We start from the raw sequence: 17,345 nt of genomic DNA on the forward strand, positions 1-17,345 counted from the left end.
CGTTGACGGAAGAACGGAACCGGTGTTCACTCCTTGCTGTGGCCTATCGACGCACCCCCGCCGTGCAGCGGCGTCTGGATGAACTCCGGGCGCGGCTGATCGACGCGGCGATCGCGCAGGTGGCCGAGCACGGGTACGCGGGGTGCTCGGTCGCGTCGGTCGCCGCGGCCGCCGGTGTCGGCACCGGCACGGTGTACCGCCACTTCGAGGGCAAGAGCGAACTGTTCGCCGAGGTCTTCCGCATCGTGTGCGGCCGCGAGGTGCAGGCGATGGTCGAGATCGGTGAGATGGCCCGCGCCACCGACGGTCGTGCGGTCGACGCCGTCGTGGCCTCGGTGTGCGCGTTCGCCGATCGTGCGCTGCGCACGCCCACCCTCGCCCACGCCCTCCTGGTCGAACCGGTCGATCAGACCATCGACACCGAACGCCTGGCGTTCCGCACGTCGTTTCGCGACAACCTGTCGGTGGCGATCGACGCCGCCGCCGACGCCGGCGAGATCCCGAACCAGAACAGCGAGTTCACCGCGGCGTGCATCGTCGGGGCCATCGGCGAGGCGCTGGTGACACCGCTGGCGCGCAGCGCGCACACCCACGAGACACCCGACCCGACGACTCTGACCACCGACATCACCACCTTCACCCTTCGAGCACTGGGGAGCACCGATGCACAGCACACACGAGGTCACCAATCAGGTTCCGCCGCTGGTGGACTACGACGCGGCTGAGTACCCGCCGATCCTCGAGGCGCTGAGCCGCGAGGGTGCCGACTCCGCGCTGGAGACGATCCACGAGGTCGGCCGTCGGGCCGGCAGCGCCGAGGCCATCGAGTGGGGTGACCTCGCCGAGGACCACCCACCGGTGCTCCACACCCACGACCGCTACGGCCACCGCGTCGACGAGGTGCGCTACGACCCCGCCTACCACCAGCTCATGACGACCGCGGTCGAGCTGGGCCTGCACGCCGCGCCGTGGGCCGACCCCGACCCGCACGCCCACCTGCACCGCGCCGCGAAGCTGACCGTGTGGGGTCAGACCGACGCCGGCCACCAGTGCCCCATCTCCATGACGTACGCGATGGTGCCCGCCCTGCGCCACAACGCCGAGCTCGCCGCGCAGTACGAACCGCTGCTCGCCGCGAAGGTCTACGACCCGAGAACCGCCGCGCCGCTGACCAAGGCCGGACTCATCGCCGGCATGTCGATGACCGAGAAGCAGGGCGGCTCCGACGTCCGGTCGGGGACCACGCGCGCCGTCCCGCAGGCCGACGGCAGCTACCTGCTGACCGGGCACAAGTGGTTCACCTCGGCACCGATGTCGGACGTGTTCCTCGTGCTCGCGCAGGCGCCCGGCGGACTGAGCTGCTTCTTCCTCCCGCGCGTGCTGCCCGACGGGACCCGCAACCGGATGTTCCTGCAGCGCCTCAAGAACAAGCTCGGCAACCACTCCAACGCGAGCAGCGAGATCGAGTACGACGAGGCGACCGCCTGGCTCGTCGGTGAGGAGGGACGCGGTGTCCCCACCATCGTCGAGATGGTGAACATGACCCGCCTCGACTGCATCATCGGCGCCTCGACCGGTATGCGCGCCGGCACACATCAGGCGACCCATCACGCCGTGCACCGCAGCGCTTTCGGTGCGGCCCTCGTCGATCAGCCGCTCATGCGCAACGTGCTGGCCGATCTCGCCGTGGAGGCGGAGGCGTCCACGACGGTCGCGATGTGGCTGGCCGCCCTCACCGACCGCGCGACCTCGGGTGACGACCGCGCGGCCTCGCTGCGACGGATCTCGTTGGCGGTCAGCAAGTACTTCGTGTGCAAGCGCAACCCCCTGCACGCGGCCGAGGCTCTGGAATGCCTGGGCGGCAACGGATACGTCGAGGATTCGCGGATGCCGCGGATCTACCGCGAGGCGCCGCTGCTGTCGGTGTGGGAGGGTTCGGGCAACGTCGCCGCGCTCGACACGCTGCGCGCCATGGTGAAGCAGCCCGAGACCCTCGAGGTGTTCTTCGACGAGCTCGACACCGCCACCGGATCCGACGACCGGTACGACGCGGCGGTGACGCGGTTGAAGGCCGAGTTCGTCGACTTCGACACCATGCAGCACCGCGCGCGTCGCGTGGTCGGCGACATGGCCCTGGCGCTGCAGGGATCACTGCTGATCCGGCACGGTCACCCGGCCGTGTCGGACGCGTTCTGCAGCAGTCGACTCGGCGGTGACTGGGGCAGCGTCTTCGGCACGCTGCCCGTCGGTGTCGACACCGCGGCCATCATCGACCGCGCGACCCCGAAGGTCGGTACGTAGCGTCGGTCAGCCGTTGACCTTGCTGATCACGTTGTCGGCGAACATCCGCAGGTTGTCGATCTTGTTCTGGAGCGGCTCGGTGTCGGGTCCGACGATGTACGGGATGCGGAAGCCGACGATGACGTCGGTGATGCCCTTGTCCTCGAGTCGCTTGCACCCGTCGGGGGTGTAGGCGTCGAGCGAGATCACATGGATCTCGAAGGGGTCGTTGAGCTTTCCCTCGCCCTTGCGGATGTCGTGTAGCTTCGCCAGCAGTGCGTCGAGTTCCTCGGGCTGACCGCCGCCGTGCATCCACCCGTCGCCGCGGACGACTGCTCGTTTCAGCGCGAGATCGGCGTGGCCGCCCACCAGCAGGGGAATCGGTTGCGTCGGTGCGGGGGACATCTTGATGCGCGGGAAGTCATAGAACTCGCCGTGGAACTCGAAGTACTCACCGGTCGACAGGCCGCGGATGATGTCCATGCACTCGTTCATCCGCTTGCCGCGGCGCGCGTAGTCGACCCCCATGATGTCGTAGTCCTCGGGCCACGGACTGGTGCCGACACCCAGAGCGAGGCGGTTGTTCGTCATGAACGCCACCGACATCGCCTGCTTGGCCACCAGCACCGGCGGTCGCACCGGCAGCTTCAACACGAACGGGTTGAAGCGGATCGACTTCGTGACCGCGCCCATCGCCATCGCCTGGATGAACGTCTCGATGAACGCCTTGCCGTCGAGGAACTCGCGGTTGCCGTCCTCGGTGTAGGGGTAGGTGGAGTCCGATTCCTCGGGATAGGCCAGCGAGTCGGGGATGGTGAACCCCTCGTATCCCGCCTCCTCGGCCGCGACCGCCAGATCGGGATAGAAGCGGGGATCCGTCATCGCCTCGGCGTAGGTGAATCGCATGATCGGTCTCCTCGGTCGTCCATCGGCATCGACCTCGATTAGAACATGTTCTAGTTCTCGTCACGGCCCACTTCCCGCTCCACTTACCCAGCGACGCGCCGCGTACAAGCGGAGCGCGACTCGGAGAGCGGAGCGCGAACCGCGTCAGGGTCGCGTGAAGTGCTCGCGTCGGCCCTGGCCGCGCAGGCGTACCCACTCGCGGAAGCCCGCGATGTCACGCCTCTGCACGAGGAAATACCAGCCGAACCGGGCGTACTCCTGCGGGATCAGCTTCCGCAGGCCCGGCTGATGCAGCAGGTAGCCGCGGTTGCGGTAGGTGAAGAAGCGCTTGGTGGCGTCGTCGGGGTACTGGGTGTGCATCCGACCGCCGAGGATCGGCCGGAACTCCGCGGTGCCGTCGGGATGCAGATAGGCCGTGATGAGGCAGGTGCCGAAGCGCATGCCCGAGCGCACGAGACGACGATGCATCTCCACCTCGTCGCCGCGGACGAACAGGCGCAGATCGGGGACGCCGACGGCGTCGATGGCGCGTGCGGAGAACAGCGCGCCGTTCATCAACGAGGCGATCCCGTCGAGGACCTCCTCGGTCTCCTCGGGCCCTGCGAACAGTTCTGATCGTTTGCGGCGCCACACGACACCGCGCCGCAGCGGGAACGCGAGGGTGTCGGGGTCGTCGATGTTGCAGACCACCGGCGACAGCTCGTCGTAGCCACCCTCGGTCGCGCAGCGCAGCAGGGTGGCGAGCACCTCGGGTCCCTCGGGCCGCCCGTCGTCGTCGGCACACCACACCCAGTCGGCGCCCAGGGCGAGGGCGTGCAGCATCCCGAGGGCGAAACCGCCTGCGCCGCCAAGGTTGTGGGCCGATCCGATGTAGGTGGTCGGGACGTCGAGGCGCGAGACGAGGTCGGCGACGTCGGTCTCGTCACCGTTGTCGACCACCACCAGGTGATCGATGGGACGGCTCTGGCCGGTGAGCACCGCCAGCGACTGTCGCAGCAGTTCGACGCGACGGTGGGTGACCACCACCGCGACAACGCGCTCCGTCACGCCGGATCGGCCGAACCGGCGCGCGCGGCATCGTCGCGCGCCTTGTCATCCCGGGCGACATCGGCGATCACGTCGCGTACGTGGCGCGCGGCGTCGGGACCCTCGTAGGCGCCGACGACCTCCTCGATGCCACCGTCCATGCGGACCTGGCCGTGATCGATCCACAGTGCCCGGTCGCACAGCTGGGCCAGGAACTCGTTGGAATGGCTGGCGAACACCAGGATTCCCGAACGCTTCACCAGGTCCTGCAGTCGCACACGGGCTTTGCGCATGAAGTCGGCGTCGACCGCGCCGATGCCCTCGTCGAGGATGAGGATCTCGGGGTCGATGGAGGTGACCACGCCGAGCGACACCCGCACCCGCATACCGGTCGAGTACGTGCGCAGCGGCATCTTCAGGTAGTCGCCCAGCTCGGTGAACTCGGCGATCTCGTCGGTCTTCTTGAGCATCTCCCGGCGACTCATGCCGAGGAACATGCCGCGGATGATGATGTTCTCGTAGCCCGAGATCTCCGGGTCCATACCGACGCCGAGATCGAACACCGGCGCGACACGACCGGAGATCTTGCAGGCCCCGCGCGTCGGTTCGTAGATGCCCGACAGCAACCGCAGCAGCGTCGACTTGCCGGCGCCGTTGTGGCCGACGAGACCGATCCGGTCACCGTGCGAGAGATGCAGGTCGATGTTCTTGAGCGCCTCGACCACGACGACGTTCGACTCGTTCGAGCCGATCACGCCACCGGCGCGACCGAGAACCGACTTCTTGAACGACCGTGTCTTCGCGTCGAAGATGGGGAAGTCGACGCACGCGCCCCAGGTGTCCAACCGCACTGTGCTCATCGCGTTCCCCTCAGACCCAGTAGGCCACGCGGGCCCGGTAGTTGCGGAGCACGAGGAGCGCGGCCGCCCAGCCCACCGCCGTGCAGCCGATCACGATGAACCAGTGGTAGGCCGCCACGTGCGCGCCGACGAGTGGTCCCCGGGAGATCTCGAGATAGTGGAACATCGGGTTGAGCTCCACCAGCTTGAGTCGCTCCGAGTTCTTGGCGTTCTGGCCGAGGTTGTCCGTGGTCCAGATGATCGGAGTCATGAAGAACACGAGCTGCACCACCGTCGCCAGCAGCTGGCCGATGTCGCGGAAACGGGTCGAGAGGATCCCGAAGACGACCGTCACCCAGATCGCGTTGAGCGCGAAGAGGAACAGCGCCGGGATGATCAGCAGGATCGTCCAGTTCACCGGCTGCGGGAACACCGCCATCACCACGGCGTAGATCACGATGTTGTGGGCGAAGATGATCGACTGCCGCCACACCAGCCGGTAGACGTGCACGCTCAGCGCCGACGGGATCTGCTTGAGCAGACCCTCGTTGCTGGAGAACACCACCGATCCCTCGAGGATCGACTGGGAGATGAAGTTCCAGAAGATCAGCCCGAGGGTGACGTGGGGCAGGAAGGTCTTGATGTCGATGCCGAACAGTTCGCCGTAGAGAAGGCCCATCGCGACGGCGGTGACACCGGTCGCGACGGTGATCCACAGCGGACCGAGCAGGGATCGGCGATAGCGCTGCTTGATGTCCTGCCAGCCGAGCAGGGCCCACAGTTCGCGCTGGCCGAAGCCGGTGCGCAGGTCCGCCCACGCGCGCCGGAACGTCCGCGAGTCCGATGCGACCGGCGCGGCCGGCGAGACGTCGTCATCGTGCAGAACAGTGGACACGGTGCACGAGCCTACCGGCCTCGCCGTGCGATGACGGTCTCGCGGCAGGTCAGAGGTACTGGCCGGTGCCGGTCACGCCGTGTCCACCGGACATCGGTCCGCCGCCGGGACCGGGCAGCTGTCCCTGACGCATCTGCTCGAGCTGCGCGCGGGCGGCCATCTGCTGGGCGAACAACGCCGTCTGGATGCCGTGGAACAGTCCCTCGAGCCAGCCGACGAGCTGAGCCTGGGCGATCCGGAGCTCGGCGTCGGATGGTGTCGACTCGTCGGTGAACGGCAGCGCCAACCGCTCGAGCTCCTCGCGCAGCTCGGGCGCCAGTCCGTCCTCGAGCTCGCGGATCGACGACTGGTGGATCTCCTTGAGTCGGGTACGGCTGGCGTCGTCGAGAGGAGCCGCGCGCACCTCCTCGAGGAGCTGCTTGATCATCGTGCCGATCCGCATCACCTTGGCCGGCTGCTCCACCATGTCGGTGAGGCCACCCGACCCCTCGTGGTCGTCGCCGCGACCGGCGCCGTCACCGGCCGGGCCACCGGGCCCGACCACCACGATGCGGTCGTCGGAGTCCGTGGAGTCCGACCCTGAACCGAAGACTGGGGGTGTCATGTACCCATTGTGCGATATGCGTCCGACGCCGTGTGGGCACCGTCCCCACCTGCGGTGACGAGCTGGTATGGATCACCTAAGCGAACGGTCTATCGTGTCTGCCATGACCTACGATGTCGCTCGGGTGCGCGGGCTGTTCCCGTCGCTCGGCGACGGATGGATCCACCTCGATCCGCAGGTCGGGATGCAGATCCCGGACTCGGTCGCGTCGACGGTGTCCAAGGCCTTCCGGGCCCTGGTCTCCGCGCCGGGCGGGGTCTATCCCGCGGCACTGCAGTCGCGCGCGATCATCGACGCCGCCCGGGGGGCGGTCGCCGATCTCGTCGGCGGACAGGCGCGCGGGGTGGTCCTCGGGCCGAGCCGCGGAGCTCTGCTCAACACCCTCGCCGAGTCGATGAGTCCCCGCGTCTGGCTCGGGTCGACGGTGATCGTCAGCCGCCTCGACGACGAGGCCAACCTCGTCCCCTGGATACGGGCGGCCGACCGGTTCGGTGCGAAGGTGTCGTGGGCCGAGGTCGACATCGAGGACGGTGCACTGCCGCCCTGGCAGTACCGCGACCTCGCCGGTGAGTCGACCAGCGTCATCGCGATGACGGCCGCGTCGTCGACCATCGGCACGGTCACCGACGTCCGTTCGGTCGCCGAGGTCGCGCGGTCGGTGGGTGCGATGCTCGTCGTGGACGCCACCAGCGCGGCGCCCTACATGCCGCTCGACCTCTCCGAACTCCAGGCCGACGTCCTCGTGGTCTCCGCTGAACGGTGGGGCGGCCCGCAGGCCGCCGCCATGGTGTTCCGCGATCCCGACCAGCTCGACCGGGTGCGTGCGGCGAGCCTGTCGCCGCGTGCGGTCGGCCCGGAGCGACTGGAGGTCGACGGCCACCAGCACGCCATGCTCGCCGGGCTCGTCGCGTCGATCGAGCACCTCGCGGGGCTCGACGAGGCCGCGACCGGCACCCGCCGCGAACGGATCGTCACCTCGATGACGAGCCTGTCGGGGTATCTGCAGCGGCTGCTGACCTACCTGGTGAACTCCCTCGAGCAGCTCAACACCGTCCGTGTGGTGGGGACCAGCGATCCGCGCGTGCCGACGGTCAGCTTCACCTTCAGCGGGGTATCGGCCGACAAGGTGGTGCGTCGCCTGGCCGACAACGGCATCTGTGCGCTCGCCGACCAGCCCAGCCGCGCGCTCGACGGCATCGGTGCCGGCGACGTCGGTGGCGCGGTCACCCTCGGCCTCGGCCAGTACTCGACCCCGTACGAGGTCGACCAGCTCGTCCGCTGCCTCGGCTCCCTCGCCTGACCCCCGCCACCGGGCAGTTCCTCGCGTCGATCGGGCGGGAACTCAGATCGTGAGCAGCACCTTGCCGATGGCGTCGCCGCCGTCGAGGTGGCGGTGCGCGGCATCTGCGTCGGCGAGCGAGAAGGTGCGGTCGATGATCGGACGGATCGAGCCGTCGGCCACCTTCGGCCACGTCGCCTCACGTACCCCGTTCATCACCGCGATCTTGCCGGTCGGACCGTCGACGGGACGCCCGCGCAGGTTGGTCGCAGCGACCGTGGCGCGCTTGGTGAGCATCGCGCCGAGGTTCAGTTCGGCGGTCGCGCCGCCCTGGAGCCCGATGATGACGAGCCGGCCGCTGTCGGCGAGGGCGGAGACGTTCTTCTGCAGGTACTTCGCGCCCATGATGTCGAGGATGACGTTCGCGCCACCGAGCTCCGACACGACCTCCACGAAGTCGTCGTCGTGGTAGTTGATGAGGGTGGTGGCGCCGAGGTCGGCGCAGAAGTCGAGTTTGCGTTGCGAGCCCGCCGTCACCGCGATGCGGGCGCCGAGTGCGCGGGCGAACTGGATCGCGTGGGTGCCGATCCCGCTCGCGCCGCCCTGGATGAGCAGGAGGTCGTCGGCGGCGAGGCCCGCGGTCATCGACAGGTTCGACCACACCGTGGCCGCCACCTCGGGCAGCGCCGCGGCCGAGACGAGATCGAGCGACCCGGGCACCGGGAGCACCTGACCGGCGGGCACGGCGACGAACTCGGCGTAGCCACCACCGGCGAGCAACGCACAGACCTCGTCGCCGACGGCGAGGTCGGTCACGCCCTCACCGAGCTCGGCGACCGTGCCCGACACCTCGAGGCCGAGGATCTCGCTGGCCCCGGGCGGCGGCGGATACAGGCCCTGCCGTTGCATGAGGTCGGCGCGGTTGACCCCGGCCGCGACGACGGCGATGAGGACCTCGCCGGGACCGGCGGAGGGCTTCGGGGCGGTGGTGGGTTCGAGGACGGCGTCGGATCCGTCGCCGCGGACGGCGATCGTGCGCATGGAGGTCACCCGTCATCTCTACCCCGTGACATCGATGCGCACACAGAGGCCTGCACCGAGCGGACTCCGTGGGCGTCGCGTCACAGAGTTAGCCGCGCGAAGTAGAGCGTTCGTCCGACTGTTTTCCGGGCGCGCCGGCCGTATCGTTCGATGACGTCGCGAACTGTTTTGTCGCACGACGCCGTCGACTCGGGGGTCACATGTTCAGCATCGGTCAGCAGACGGACGAGGCCCCGAACGGGGTCGACTCCGACGCCTGGTCGGGCCCGTCGGTGTCCTCGAACCTCCACTCCGTCACCGACGACCGTTCCGGCGAGGCGGCATCCGAGTGCGAGTCGATGTCGCCCGAGGAGCAGCGTTCGTGGCGCGCCTTCGTCGACGGCACCCACGCGCTGCTCGTCACCCTCGACAAGGCCCTCGTCTGCGATGTCGACCTCGCGCTGGGGGAGTTCCTGCTGCTCACGGCGTTGTCGGAGAACGATTCGATGCGCATGTCGGATCTGTCGAGCAGTGGTCTCGGATCGCGGAGCACCATCTCGCGGCAGGTGTCGCGGCTGGTCGGTATCGGCGACATCGCGCGGCTGCCCGATTCCACCGATGCCCGCAATCGCCTGGTCAGCATCACCGATCGTGGTCGCGAGCATCTGCGTGTCGCCGAGGTCGATCACTCCCGACGCGTCCGCAAGCATCTGCTCGCCCACATCAGCACCGAGCAACTCGACGAGCTCGGCAGCATCTTCACCCGTGTGCGCGACGGCCTCGAATCCGACTGATCCGCCCCGCCGAGAAGTCGGTCGCCCCGGCCGTCAGAGCCGCTTGTCCAGCGTGAGCCACTGGGGGAGCAGAAGGTCGGTGGCGGCATGGCCGGCGTCGTGCCAGGGTCTCGGCGCGACGACCGGACAGCTCGGGTCGCGCCGACTCATCACCCACGCCGCCCACCAGCTGAACGACGAGTTGCTCATGACCATGCCGTGTCCCGCCGCCATCGCGGCGAGCGTGGTGACCGGTCCCATCGCCAGCTCGGGGTCATATATCTCGGCGTCGGCGAGGAAGTCGAAGTCGGGGGCGAGCAGCTCGGGGCTGTCGGTGAAGAGGACCTGCGTCGACGGCAGGCCGGCAACCCGTTGGAGTGCAGCGCGGAAATACCCCGGTCGGGCGAGGCCGTGGATCCCCCTGTTCCGGGCCTGCAGGTAGTCGCCGCGCCGGATGTGCACGGCGAGGAAGTCGCTCGGCAGCGCTGGACCGTCGCGGCGTGCCCGTGCGAACGCCGAGTCGAGGATCCCGAACAGCTCGTCGGCGTGGTCGGCGAAGTAGCGCGGGCTCTGGAAATACCCGGACAGCGTGGTCCCCGGCGTGATCGCGTCGATCGACGGGTCGACCTCACGGCTCGCCGGCCGGAACACCGGCGACCGCGAGATCCTCAGCCGCGCGAGCGGGGGCATCGCGGCCGCGACCCGGTGGCGCAGCCCCACCGAACCGTCGGCGGCCTGCCGGGGGTAGTCGAGGTTGACCAGGGTGCCCGGAAGCCCGAGTGTGTCGATCTCGAACGAGCGCTGCGCGTAGCTGCAGAACGCCGACACGTCGATGTAGAGCGGGCAGCCCAGTCGCCGTGATTGCGCGAAACCTGCTGCGTACTCGAAGAGTTGATTACCCAGGCCCCCGCCGATCTGGTGCACGCAGATGCCGTCGGCGATGTCGTGTGGCGAGACGTGCGGTGCTGCCGACACGGGTCCGACCACCACCGGGTCGCCACCAGCTGCCGTGTTCATGCGTACGACACTAACGATCGGTCCGTGCCCGCTGCATCACCCTCGACAAGCGCGGAGCGGGTCTGACGTACCCTTCTCGGCGAAGGAAGTGTGGCAGAGCGGCCGAATGCACTCGCCTTGAAAGCGAGCGTCAGTTAACCCTGACCGGGGGTTCAAATCCCTCCACTTCCGCTGTGTGTGGACCAGCGTGTGTCCCGTGGCCACCGACGCCGCAGCGCCGATGCGCAGTCGGAGAGCGCGGCGCGCAGGATCGCCGACTCGAAATTGGCCTGGACGATGCCGGCCCCGATCCGCGCGCGCAGCGACGCCCTCGACGACGGCTTGCCGATGAACGTTCCCAGGGCGCGCAGCGGGAGGAACACTGCGGTGTCGAGCACGAGGAGTGGGACCCGGTCGGTCCGTAGGCGGTATTTGGAGGTGCCGTAACGGCGGTACTGCCCCTGCAACGCACGGAATGTCGCTCGAGGGCGCCACCGGACCCGGGTCTGCGGATCGACCACGAAGTGCGCTCCCATGGCGGTCGCGCGGAAGCACAGACCGGCGTCCGCACCGCCCCGAATTTCCTCGAATCCTCCCGCCTGCCAGAACAACTCACGCCCGACACCGAGATTGCAGGCGGGATAGAACCCCACGCGGGCATAGGTTCCGACGCTGAACGGGTTGAGGTGGCGGGCGATCGCGGCGGCGATGTCGGGTGTCTGCTCGACCTCGATGTCGGAGTAGGAGATCACCGGACGGTCGGCGTCACGCAGCGCGTCACGGTGCGATTCCAACCAGCCGTCGAGCGCACGACACCGGGTGTCGAAGAAGACGAGCGCGGTGGTCGTGGCGAGCGCGGCGCCGAGGTTGCGCGCGCCGTAGGGCCCGGGCGCGTGGGAGTTGAGAAGAAGGCGAACGCCGAGGCGGGCACAGATCTCGGCGGTGGCGTCGCACGAACGGTCGTCGATCACCACGATGTCGTCGCCGGGTCGGAGCTGCGGCAACACCGAGGTCAGACAGTCCTCGATGAGGGTCTCGGCGTCCTTCGCCGCCACGATGACCGAGAGGGTGACATCACCGGACACCGGAGCGTTCATACGAACGCAGTTTACGACCGAATGAACGGTTCTGCCGGGTACGCCGGGTTCAGACCCCGAACATGGGTGGCAGCGCCAACAGGATCACCGCAGTCCAGGCGACGTGGGTGAGCATGGGCGCGAGGATGCCGTCGGTGGCGCGGCGCTCGATGGCGGCGACCAGTCCCAGCAGGATCGCGGCGAAACCGAGCATCGGGTTGCCGCTGGCCAGGGTGACCACGATGTAGATCAGGGTCGAGAAGATCACCGGGTAGTGCCGGCCCAGCGCCGAGTAGAGCGCGCCGCGGAAGAACATCTCCTCGGCGATGCCGTTGACCAGCGCGATGACCACGACGACGGTCAGATTGCCCTTGGTGGCGTGCTCGAAGACGTTGGCGATCAGATCGTGGATCGGCGGGATCAGGCGCACCACCAACCCGCCGAGGACGAAGACCAGTCCGAGCCCGAGGCCGACGCCGAGGCCGGTCAGCACCGGGCGGCGCCGGTGGCCACGCCACGTGATGCGTCCGAGGTGCAGCGGTCGCGACAGTGCCGCCCCGATGACCCACGTGGCGGCCAGGGCGAGGGTGTAGACGTAGAAGATCGACGCGCCGGGCTCGGTCGAGAGCGACAGCGCCAGGAACACGCTGCCGATCAGCAGGAACACCACGACCACGATGCGCCGTCGGCGGATCACGGCCGGATCCTCGCCCGGGTGACTGGGCTCGCGGTGCAACACCGCGCCCCGCAGCTCGTCCCAACCCTGAGTGACCATCGTCGTCATCGTGTCACCGTCCTACGCGCGGCGCGATCTTGTGGAAGGACGACAGCGCGAGATCCACGCCGGTGCGGACCGCGCCGGCCGCCGTTCCGTTGGACAACACGAGACCGGCCCCGAGCTTCTCGACGTGGTCCCATCCGCCCGAGCCGATCAGGGTCGCCGCGACGCGACGCACCCGGAGCAGGTCGCCGCCGGCCCACACGGGGTCGGAGTCGGCCAGGTGGTGGATGTCGGTGAGCTTGTTGACCGGCAACGCCGGTCCGCTCTCCACGGATCGTTCGACCGCCTCGGTCACGGTGAGCAGACCGCCGGGCGGGTCGGGCACGATCGACCGGATGCGGTCCTCGGAGGCGTACATCGGGTAGTCCAGCGACGCGACGAGGTCGGCGGTCAGGCCGGTCGGGACGGGCACCAGCGAACTGCTGACGAGTGACGCCAGCCCGGTGCCGAATCCGCGCAGCGGCAACGGGATACGACGCCGGTGCGCCGCGGCCAGGTAGGCGAACAGCAGCTCGCGATAGCTCGACTTGTTGGCCCCGGCGACGTCGTAATCGCCGGCGGGCAGGGTGTCGGGATCGGCTGCGGCGACGAGGTAGTAGCAGATGTCGCGGACCGAGATCGGGTCCATCTTGTTGTCGGCCCAGGCCGGCAGCGGGATGACCGGCAGGCGGTCGGCGAGGTAGCGGACGAGCTCGAAGGAGGTCGACCCGGCGCCGACCACGACCGCCGCGCGCAGCCACACCAGTTCCGGACCGTCGTCGACGCGCAGATGATCGGCGACCTCGGCACGGCTCTCGAGGTGCTCGGAGAGCTTCTCGCCGTCGGGTACGAAACCGCCGAGGTAGACGATGCGCGAGACGCCGGCGTCGCGAGCGGCCTCGGCGACGTTGCGGGCCGACGCGTTGTCGGTGCTGCGGAAATCGGACTGACCGATCGCGTGGACGAGGTAGTAGACGACGTCGACGTGGCCGATGGCGCCGAAGGCGGTGGCCGCGGCGGTCCGGTCGGTGGCGTCGAGGGCGACCGGCAACACGTCGTCGTACCAGCCGAACGCGGCGAGGCCGTCGGGCTTACGGGACGCCGCGACCACCTCGTGCCCCGCGGAGAGCAGTTCGGTGATCAGTCGTGACCCCACGTAGCCGGTTGCACCGGTGACCAGTACTCGCATGCCTCCACGGTACGGACCGGTACGTCCGGATCCAGTGTGAGATACCGCTCCGCCTGAAGCGGAATGTTCGCGGTGAGGGTGGGGGTGACGTGCGGTTCAGAGCCAGTCGCGGCGTTTGAACAAGACGTAGAGGACCACCATCGCGGTGAGCAGCAGCACGACACTCGTGACGAAACCGGCGGTGTGCTCGAAACCGGGGAAGGGCACGTTCTGGCCGTAGAAACCGGTGATGGCCGTCGGCACGGCGATGATCGCCGCCCACCCGGTGAGCTTCTTCATCACCGTGTTCAGCCGCGCGTCCTGCAGCGACAGGTTCGTCTCGAACACGGTGGTCACCATGTCGCGCAGCGATTCGGTCCACTCCGTCGCCCGCAGCACGTGGTCGTAGAGGTCGGTGAACTCGGCGTCGAGCCGGTCGGACGAGCCGAGGGCGTCGCGCCGACGCTGGATCAGCGACACCACCTCCCGCATGGGCAGCACCACCCGGCGCAGCGCCACCAGGTTCTTGCGCAGCAGGTAGGTGCGACGTTGCAGCGATCGCGACCCCGTCGAGTCGTCGAACAACATGCTCTCGAGATCCTCGATCGCGTCGTCGAGTTGCTGCACGGCCTCGAAGTGACCGTCGACGACGACGTCGAGGAGTCCGTGCAGCAGCGACCCGACCCCGCGCTCGAGACCCCCGATCTCGTCCCACCGCGCCACCACGTCGTCCATGTCGAACACCGCCGAACGATCGTCGGCCGCGTCGCGTCCCGCGGTGAGACGGACGGTGATGAGCGCGTTGCCGACGAGGAACATCGAGATCCGTTGCACCTTCAGTGCGTTCTCGGCGAACTCGACGTCGAGCTCGGAGTCCGGCGCGGCGGCCGCGCCGTCGAACGCCACCGCGTACACGGTGATGAACGTGTGGTGCGCGTAGCCGGTGGCCTTGACCCGCTCCGAGGCCGCGAGGGCATCCTCGACCGCCCAGCGGTTGAGGTCGAGTTCATCGGCGAGCGCGCTCAGGGTCTCGTGGGACGGGTCGACGAGGTCGGCCCAGATCATGGTCGAGGGGTCGTCGATGCAGTCCGACACCTTCGCCAACTCGAAACCGTCGACGGGCTCGCCGTCGCGCCAGATCTGTCCGCGTACCTGCGGTCCGCTCGTACCGTTGTCGACCACGTGCGGCGTCAGTGGGAGGTCGAGAAACCGGACCGACGGCGGTGGCGGGCCAGCGCCAGGTCGACCAGTCGGTCGATGAGGTCCCGGTACGGCAGGTCGGTCGCCTCCCACATCTTCGGGTACATCGACGACGGCGTGAAACCGGGAATCGTGTTGACCTCGTTGAGAAGCCAGCCGCGCCCGTCCTCCTCGTAGAAGAAGTCGGCGCGCGCCATCCCCGAGCAGCGCATCGCGGTGAACGCGGAGACGGCCAGAGCGCGGACCTCCGCGATCTCGTCGTCGGTCAGCTTCGCCGGGATCTGCAGTCCCGCAGTGCCGTTGAGGTACTTGTCGGCATAGTCGTAGAACTCGGCACCGGGGAGCACCTCGCCGGGTAGCGATGCCTCGGGTGCTTCGTTGCCCAGCACCGCGACCTCGATCTCCCGTCCGGTGACGGCCTCCTCGAGGACGACGACCTCGTCGTAGGTCAACGCCAGATCGATCGCCGCGGTCAGCTCGGCGGCGTCGTGTGCCTTCGAGATCCCCACCGAGGAACCGAGATTGGCGGGCTTGACGAACAGCGGCGCGCGGAGTTCGGCGATCGCTCGGGCCTCGAGCTCGGCGCGGTCACCGACGCCGTCGCGGTACTCCAGCCACCGGCATTGCGGGATCCCCGCCTGCGCCGTGACGACCTTGGCCATCGCCTTGTCCATGCACACCGCCGACGACAGCACCCCGCTGCCGACGTAGGGCACACCGGCGAGTTCCAACATGCCCTGTACGGTCCCGTCCTCGCCGTGGGGTCCGTGCAGCAGCGGCAGCACGACCACCGGGAGATCGCCCTCGCTGACGGCGGCCAGCGGTTGCAGCGCCGTGCCGACCGGCTCGAGGTGATCGGGCAGCGCGCGCTGCTCGGCCATGGCGGCGATGGCGGCGTCGTTGCGGGTCCAGACCCCTTCGCGGGTGATCCCGATGGGAACGATGTCGAAGCGGTCGCGATCGGCGGCGGCGAGGACGTGCGCGGCCGTGACACACGACACGTCGTGTTCGGCCGAGACTCCGCCGAACAGGACCACCAGGCGGTGACGATCAGGCGATCCGCCGGTGGTGGCGGGGGTCAGCATGCCCTCACCATACGGTTGCCCACCCGTCGGTCGCGAGAGACGTGCCCGGCACCGGCGAACGGGTTCGGCAGGGGGCAGCGCTGCCGCGGAGTAGTTTCGATGCGTGCAATTCACAGCAACGGAGGTGGCCGCGGCGACCGGTGGTCGCCTGATCGGCCCCGACACGACGGTGTCGGGCGCAGGCATCGACTCGCGCACCATCACCGCCGGTCAGCTGTTCGTGCCCATCGTGGCCGCACGAGACGGCCACGAGTTCATCGGCACCGCGGTGGCCGCGGGTGCGAGCGTGACCCTGGCCTCGACCCCGGTCGACGTCCCGGGGGTGACCGTCGTCGAGGTCGACGACACCGCGACGGCGCTCGCCCGCCTCGGCACGGCGGCCCGTGACCGTGTCACCGGCCCTGTCATCGGCGTCACCGGGTCGGTCGGCAAGACCTCGACGAAGGACCTCCTGGCGCGCGTCCTGTCGACGGGTCTGCGGACCGCGGCCAACGAGCGCTCGTTCAACAACGAGCTCGGCCTGCCGCTGACCCTGTTCAACGCCCCCGATGACACCGAGGCCGTCGTGGTGGAGATGGGTGCGCGCGGCGTCGGCCACATCGCGACACTCTGCGAGATCGCCCATCCGACGATCGGGGTCGTGACCCGGGTCGACGGCGTGCATCTCGAACTGTTCGGCGACATCGCCTCGATCGTGCAGGCCAAGGGCGAGCTCATCGCGTCGCTCCCCGACGACGGTCTCGCCGTGCTCAACGCCGATCAGGCGGAGGTGGTGTCGATGGCGGCACGCACCTCGGCGCGGGTCATCGCCTACGGGTCGGCGCCCACCGCCGATGTCCGCGCCACCGACATCCGTGTCGACGCCGAACTCCGACCCACCTTCGTGCTGCACACCCCGTGGGGGTCGATCGAGGTGTCGATGCAGGCGCGCGGCCGTCACCAGGTCCACAACGCGCTCGCCGCGGCGGCGGTCGCCGGCGGGATCGGGCTCGGTGTCGATCGCATCGCCGAGGGCCTGTCGGGTGCGGCGATCTCCGGTCTGCGCATGGAACTGTCGCGCACCGACTCCGGTGTGCAGATCCTCAACGACTCCTACAACGCCAACCCGACGTCGATGGTCGCCGCACTGGAGGCGCTCGCCGGGCTGACGGGCAACCGCAAGCTCGCCGTCCTGGGTGTCATGGCCGAGCTCGGCGGCACCGCGCGCGCCGAGCACCTCGCGATCAGTGACCGCGCCGCCGAACTGGGGATCGACGTGATCGCCGTCGACGCGCCGGATTACGGTCCGCGCGCCACCCATGTCGCCGACATCGACGACGCCGTGCTGGCCCTCGGCGATCTCGGGGACGGGGACGCGGTCCTGGTGAAGGGCAGTCGGGTCGCCGCGCTCGAACGGGTGGCGCAGGCCCTGCTCACGACCACGGGCGCGCACTGAGCG

At 68.9% G+C, this 17,345-nt stretch carries 17 protein-coding genes and 1 tRNA gene; 6 read left to right on the top strand and 12 right to left on the bottom strand.

Going from position 1 to position 17,345, the window contains the following annotated elements; genetic code table 11:
- Nucleotides 1-38 precede the first annotated feature (38 nt).
- Complete coding sequence (locus OG579_RS13485) at nt 39-725, top strand: TetR/AcrR family transcriptional regulator (protein ID WP_328856337.1); 687 nt, start codon at nt 39-41, stop codon at nt 723-725.
- Nucleotides 664-2,301, top strand: coding sequence for an acyl-CoA dehydrogenase family protein (locus tag OG579_RS13490; RefSeq protein WP_328856338.1), 1,638 nt, complete (start codon nt 664-666; stop codon nt 2,299-2,301). Before OG579_RS13485 ends, OG579_RS13490 begins: the two co-directional genes overlap by 62 nt.
- 6 nt (nt 2,302-2,307) lie before the next feature.
- Here OG579_RS13490 and OG579_RS13495 read toward each other — a convergent pair whose 3' ends face one another.
- The 5 genes from OG579_RS13495 to OG579_RS13515 form a co-directional block, all read right to left on the bottom strand.
- Nucleotides 2,308-3,186, bottom strand: a complete 879-nt coding sequence (locus OG579_RS13495; RefSeq protein ID WP_328856339.1) for an LLM class flavin-dependent oxidoreductase — start codon at nt 3,184-3,186, stop codon at nt 2,308-2,310.
- A 144-nt stretch (nt 3,187-3,330) separates the two neighbouring features.
- Nucleotides 3,331-4,233 carry a galactofuranosyltransferase GlfT1 gene (glfT1, locus tag OG579_RS13500; protein ID WP_328856340.1) on the bottom strand — a complete coding sequence of 301 codons (903 nt, stop codon included), beginning with the start codon at nt 4,231-4,233 and terminating at the stop codon, nt 3,331-3,333.
- Nucleotides 4,230-5,072: a galactan export ABC transporter ATP-binding subunit Wzt/RfbE gene (wzt, locus tag OG579_RS13505; protein ID WP_328856341.1), complete on the bottom strand. Its 843-nt coding sequence runs from the start codon at nt 5,070-5,072 to the stop codon at nt 4,230-4,232. The genes glfT1 and wzt overlap by 4 nt, the downstream gene beginning before the upstream one ends.
- A 10-nt stretch (nt 5,073-5,082) precedes the next feature.
- Nucleotides 5,083-5,946: a galactan export ABC transporter permease subunit Wzm/RfbD gene (wzm, locus tag OG579_RS13510; RefSeq protein ID WP_328856342.1), complete on the bottom strand. Its 864-nt coding sequence runs from the start codon at nt 5,944-5,946 to the stop codon at nt 5,083-5,085.
- Nucleotides 5,947-5,995: 49 nt separating this feature from the next.
- On the bottom strand, nt 5,996-6,550 hold the full coding sequence (locus OG579_RS13515) for a bacterial proteasome activator family protein (RefSeq protein WP_328856343.1): 555 nt from the start codon (nt 6,548-6,550) through the stop codon (nt 5,996-5,998).
- Between the two features lie 103 nt (nt 6,551-6,653).
- Between OG579_RS13515 and OG579_RS13520 the strand changes: the two genes are divergently transcribed.
- Nucleotides 6,654-7,850 (top strand): cysteine desulfurase-like protein, encoded by a 1,197-nt coding sequence (locus tag OG579_RS13520; RefSeq protein WP_328856344.1) that lies wholly within the window; start codon nt 6,654-6,656, stop codon nt 7,848-7,850.
- Nucleotides 7,851-7,892: 42 nt separating this feature from the next.
- Here OG579_RS13520 and OG579_RS13525 read toward each other — a convergent pair whose 3' ends face one another.
- Nucleotides 7,893-8,870, bottom strand: a complete 978-nt coding sequence (locus OG579_RS13525) for an NAD(P)H-quinone oxidoreductase (protein ID WP_328859240.1) — start codon at nt 8,868-8,870, stop codon at nt 7,893-7,895.
- Nucleotides 8,871-9,070: 200 nt separating this feature from the next.
- Between OG579_RS13525 and OG579_RS13530 the strand changes: the two genes are divergently transcribed.
- A complete protein-coding gene (locus OG579_RS13530) occupies nt 9,071-9,643 on the top strand; it encodes a MarR family winged helix-turn-helix transcriptional regulator (RefSeq protein WP_052688606.1) in 573 nt (190 codons plus the stop codon).
- A gap of 33 nt (nt 9,644-9,676) precedes the next feature.
- Here the strand turns inward: OG579_RS13530 and OG579_RS13535 are convergent, their stop codons facing one another.
- On the bottom strand, nt 9,677-10,639 hold the full coding sequence (locus OG579_RS13535) for an alpha-1,2-fucosyltransferase (protein ID WP_328856345.1): 963 nt from the start codon (nt 10,637-10,639) through the stop codon (nt 9,677-9,679).
- Between the two features lie 84 nt (nt 10,640-10,723).
- Here OG579_RS13535 and OG579_RS13540 point away from each other — a divergent pair.
- Nucleotides 10,724-10,810: transfer RNA gene (locus OG579_RS13540), tRNA-Ser, on the top strand.
- Here OG579_RS13540 and OG579_RS13545 read toward each other — a convergent pair.
- The 5 genes from OG579_RS13545 to OG579_RS13565 form a co-directional block, all read right to left on the bottom strand.
- The gene (locus OG579_RS13545) at nt 10,792-11,715 is read right to left on the bottom strand and encodes a glycosyltransferase (protein WP_328856346.1); all 924 of its coding nucleotides are present in this window, start codon (nt 11,713-11,715) and stop codon (nt 10,792-10,794) included. The two genes, OG579_RS13540 and OG579_RS13545, sit on opposite strands and share 19 nt — an antisense overlap.
- 49 nt (nt 11,716-11,764) lie before the next feature.
- Nucleotides 11,765-12,478 carry a CPBP family intramembrane glutamic endopeptidase gene (locus OG579_RS13550; RefSeq protein ID WP_045821104.1) on the bottom strand — a complete coding sequence of 238 codons (714 nt, stop codon included), beginning with the start codon at nt 12,476-12,478 and terminating at the stop codon, nt 11,765-11,767.
- A 4-nt stretch (nt 12,479-12,482) separates the two neighbouring features.
- A complete protein-coding gene (locus OG579_RS13555; protein WP_045821105.1) occupies nt 12,483-13,643 on the bottom strand; it encodes an NAD(P)H-binding protein in 1,161 nt (386 codons plus the stop codon).
- 96 nt (nt 13,644-13,739) lie between these two features.
- Nucleotides 13,740-14,804, bottom strand: a complete 1,065-nt coding sequence (locus OG579_RS13560; RefSeq protein WP_045821106.1) for a magnesium transporter CorA family protein — start codon at nt 14,802-14,804, stop codon at nt 13,740-13,742.
- An 8-nt stretch (nt 14,805-14,812) separates the two neighbouring features.
- Nucleotides 14,813-15,907: a D-alanine--D-alanine ligase family protein gene (locus tag OG579_RS13565; protein ID WP_328856347.1), complete on the bottom strand. Its 1,095-nt coding sequence runs from the start codon at nt 15,905-15,907 to the stop codon at nt 14,813-14,815.
- 103 nt (nt 15,908-16,010) lie between these two features.
- Between OG579_RS13565 and OG579_RS13570 the strand changes: the two genes are divergently transcribed.
- Nucleotides 16,011-17,342 carry a UDP-N-acetylmuramoyl-tripeptide--D-alanyl-D-alanine ligase gene (locus tag OG579_RS13570; protein ID WP_328856348.1) on the top strand — a complete coding sequence of 444 codons (1,332 nt, stop codon included), beginning with the start codon at nt 16,011-16,013 and terminating at the stop codon, nt 17,340-17,342.
- The last annotated feature ends 3 nt before the right edge of the window (nt 17,343-17,345 follow it).

The organism is Williamsia herbipolensis, assembly GCF_036153515.1.
In the GTDB taxonomy this organism is placed as follows: Bacteria; Actinomycetota; Actinomycetes; order Mycobacteriales; family Mycobacteriaceae; genus Williamsia_A; species Williamsia_A herbipolensis.

What these genes read in the sequence shown, in the direction of transcription:
- OG579_RS13490 (WP_328856338.1), top strand. Translation starts at nt 664, where the DNA reads ATGCACAGCACACACGAGGTCACCAATCAGGTTCCGCCGCTGGTGGAC.
- OG579_RS13495 (WP_328856339.1), bottom strand. Translation starts at nt 3,186, where the DNA reads ATGCGATTCACCTACGCCGAGGCGATGACGGATCCCCGCTTCTATCCC.
- wzt (WP_328856341.1), bottom strand. Translation starts at nt 5,072, where the DNA reads ATGAGCACAGTGCGGTTGGACACCTGGGGCGCGTGCGTCGACTTCCCC.
- OG579_RS13515 (WP_328856343.1), bottom strand. Translation starts at nt 6,550, where the DNA reads ATGACACCCCCAGTCTTCGGTTCAGGGTCGGACTCCACGGACTCCGAC.
- OG579_RS13520 (WP_328856344.1), top strand. Translation starts at nt 6,654, where the DNA reads ATGACCTACGATGTCGCTCGGGTGCGCGGGCTGTTCCCGTCGCTCGGC.
- OG579_RS13525 (WP_328859240.1), bottom strand. Translation starts at nt 8,870, where the DNA reads ATGCGCACGATCGCCGTCCGCGGCGACGGATCCGACGCCGTCCTCGAA.
- OG579_RS13530 (WP_052688606.1), top strand. Translation starts at nt 9,071, where the DNA reads ATGTTCAGCATCGGTCAGCAGACGGACGAGGCCCCGAACGGGGTCGAC.
- OG579_RS13535 (WP_328856345.1), bottom strand. Translation starts at nt 10,639, where the DNA reads ATGAACACGGCAGCTGGTGGCGACCCGGTGGTGGTCGGACCCGTGTCG.
- OG579_RS13545 (WP_328856346.1), bottom strand. Translation starts at nt 11,715, where the DNA reads ATGAACGCTCCGGTGTCCGGTGATGTCACCCTCTCGGTCATCGTGGCG.
- OG579_RS13550 (WP_045821104.1), bottom strand. Translation starts at nt 12,478, where the DNA reads ATGACGACGATGGTCACTCAGGGTTGGGACGAGCTGCGGGGCGCGGTG.
- OG579_RS13555 (WP_045821105.1), bottom strand. Translation starts at nt 13,643, where the DNA reads ATGCGAGTACTGGTCACCGGTGCAACCGGCTACGTGGGGTCACGACTG.
- OG579_RS13565 (WP_328856347.1), bottom strand. Translation starts at nt 15,907, where the DNA reads ATGCTGACCCCCGCCACCACCGGCGGATCGCCTGATCGTCACCGCCTG.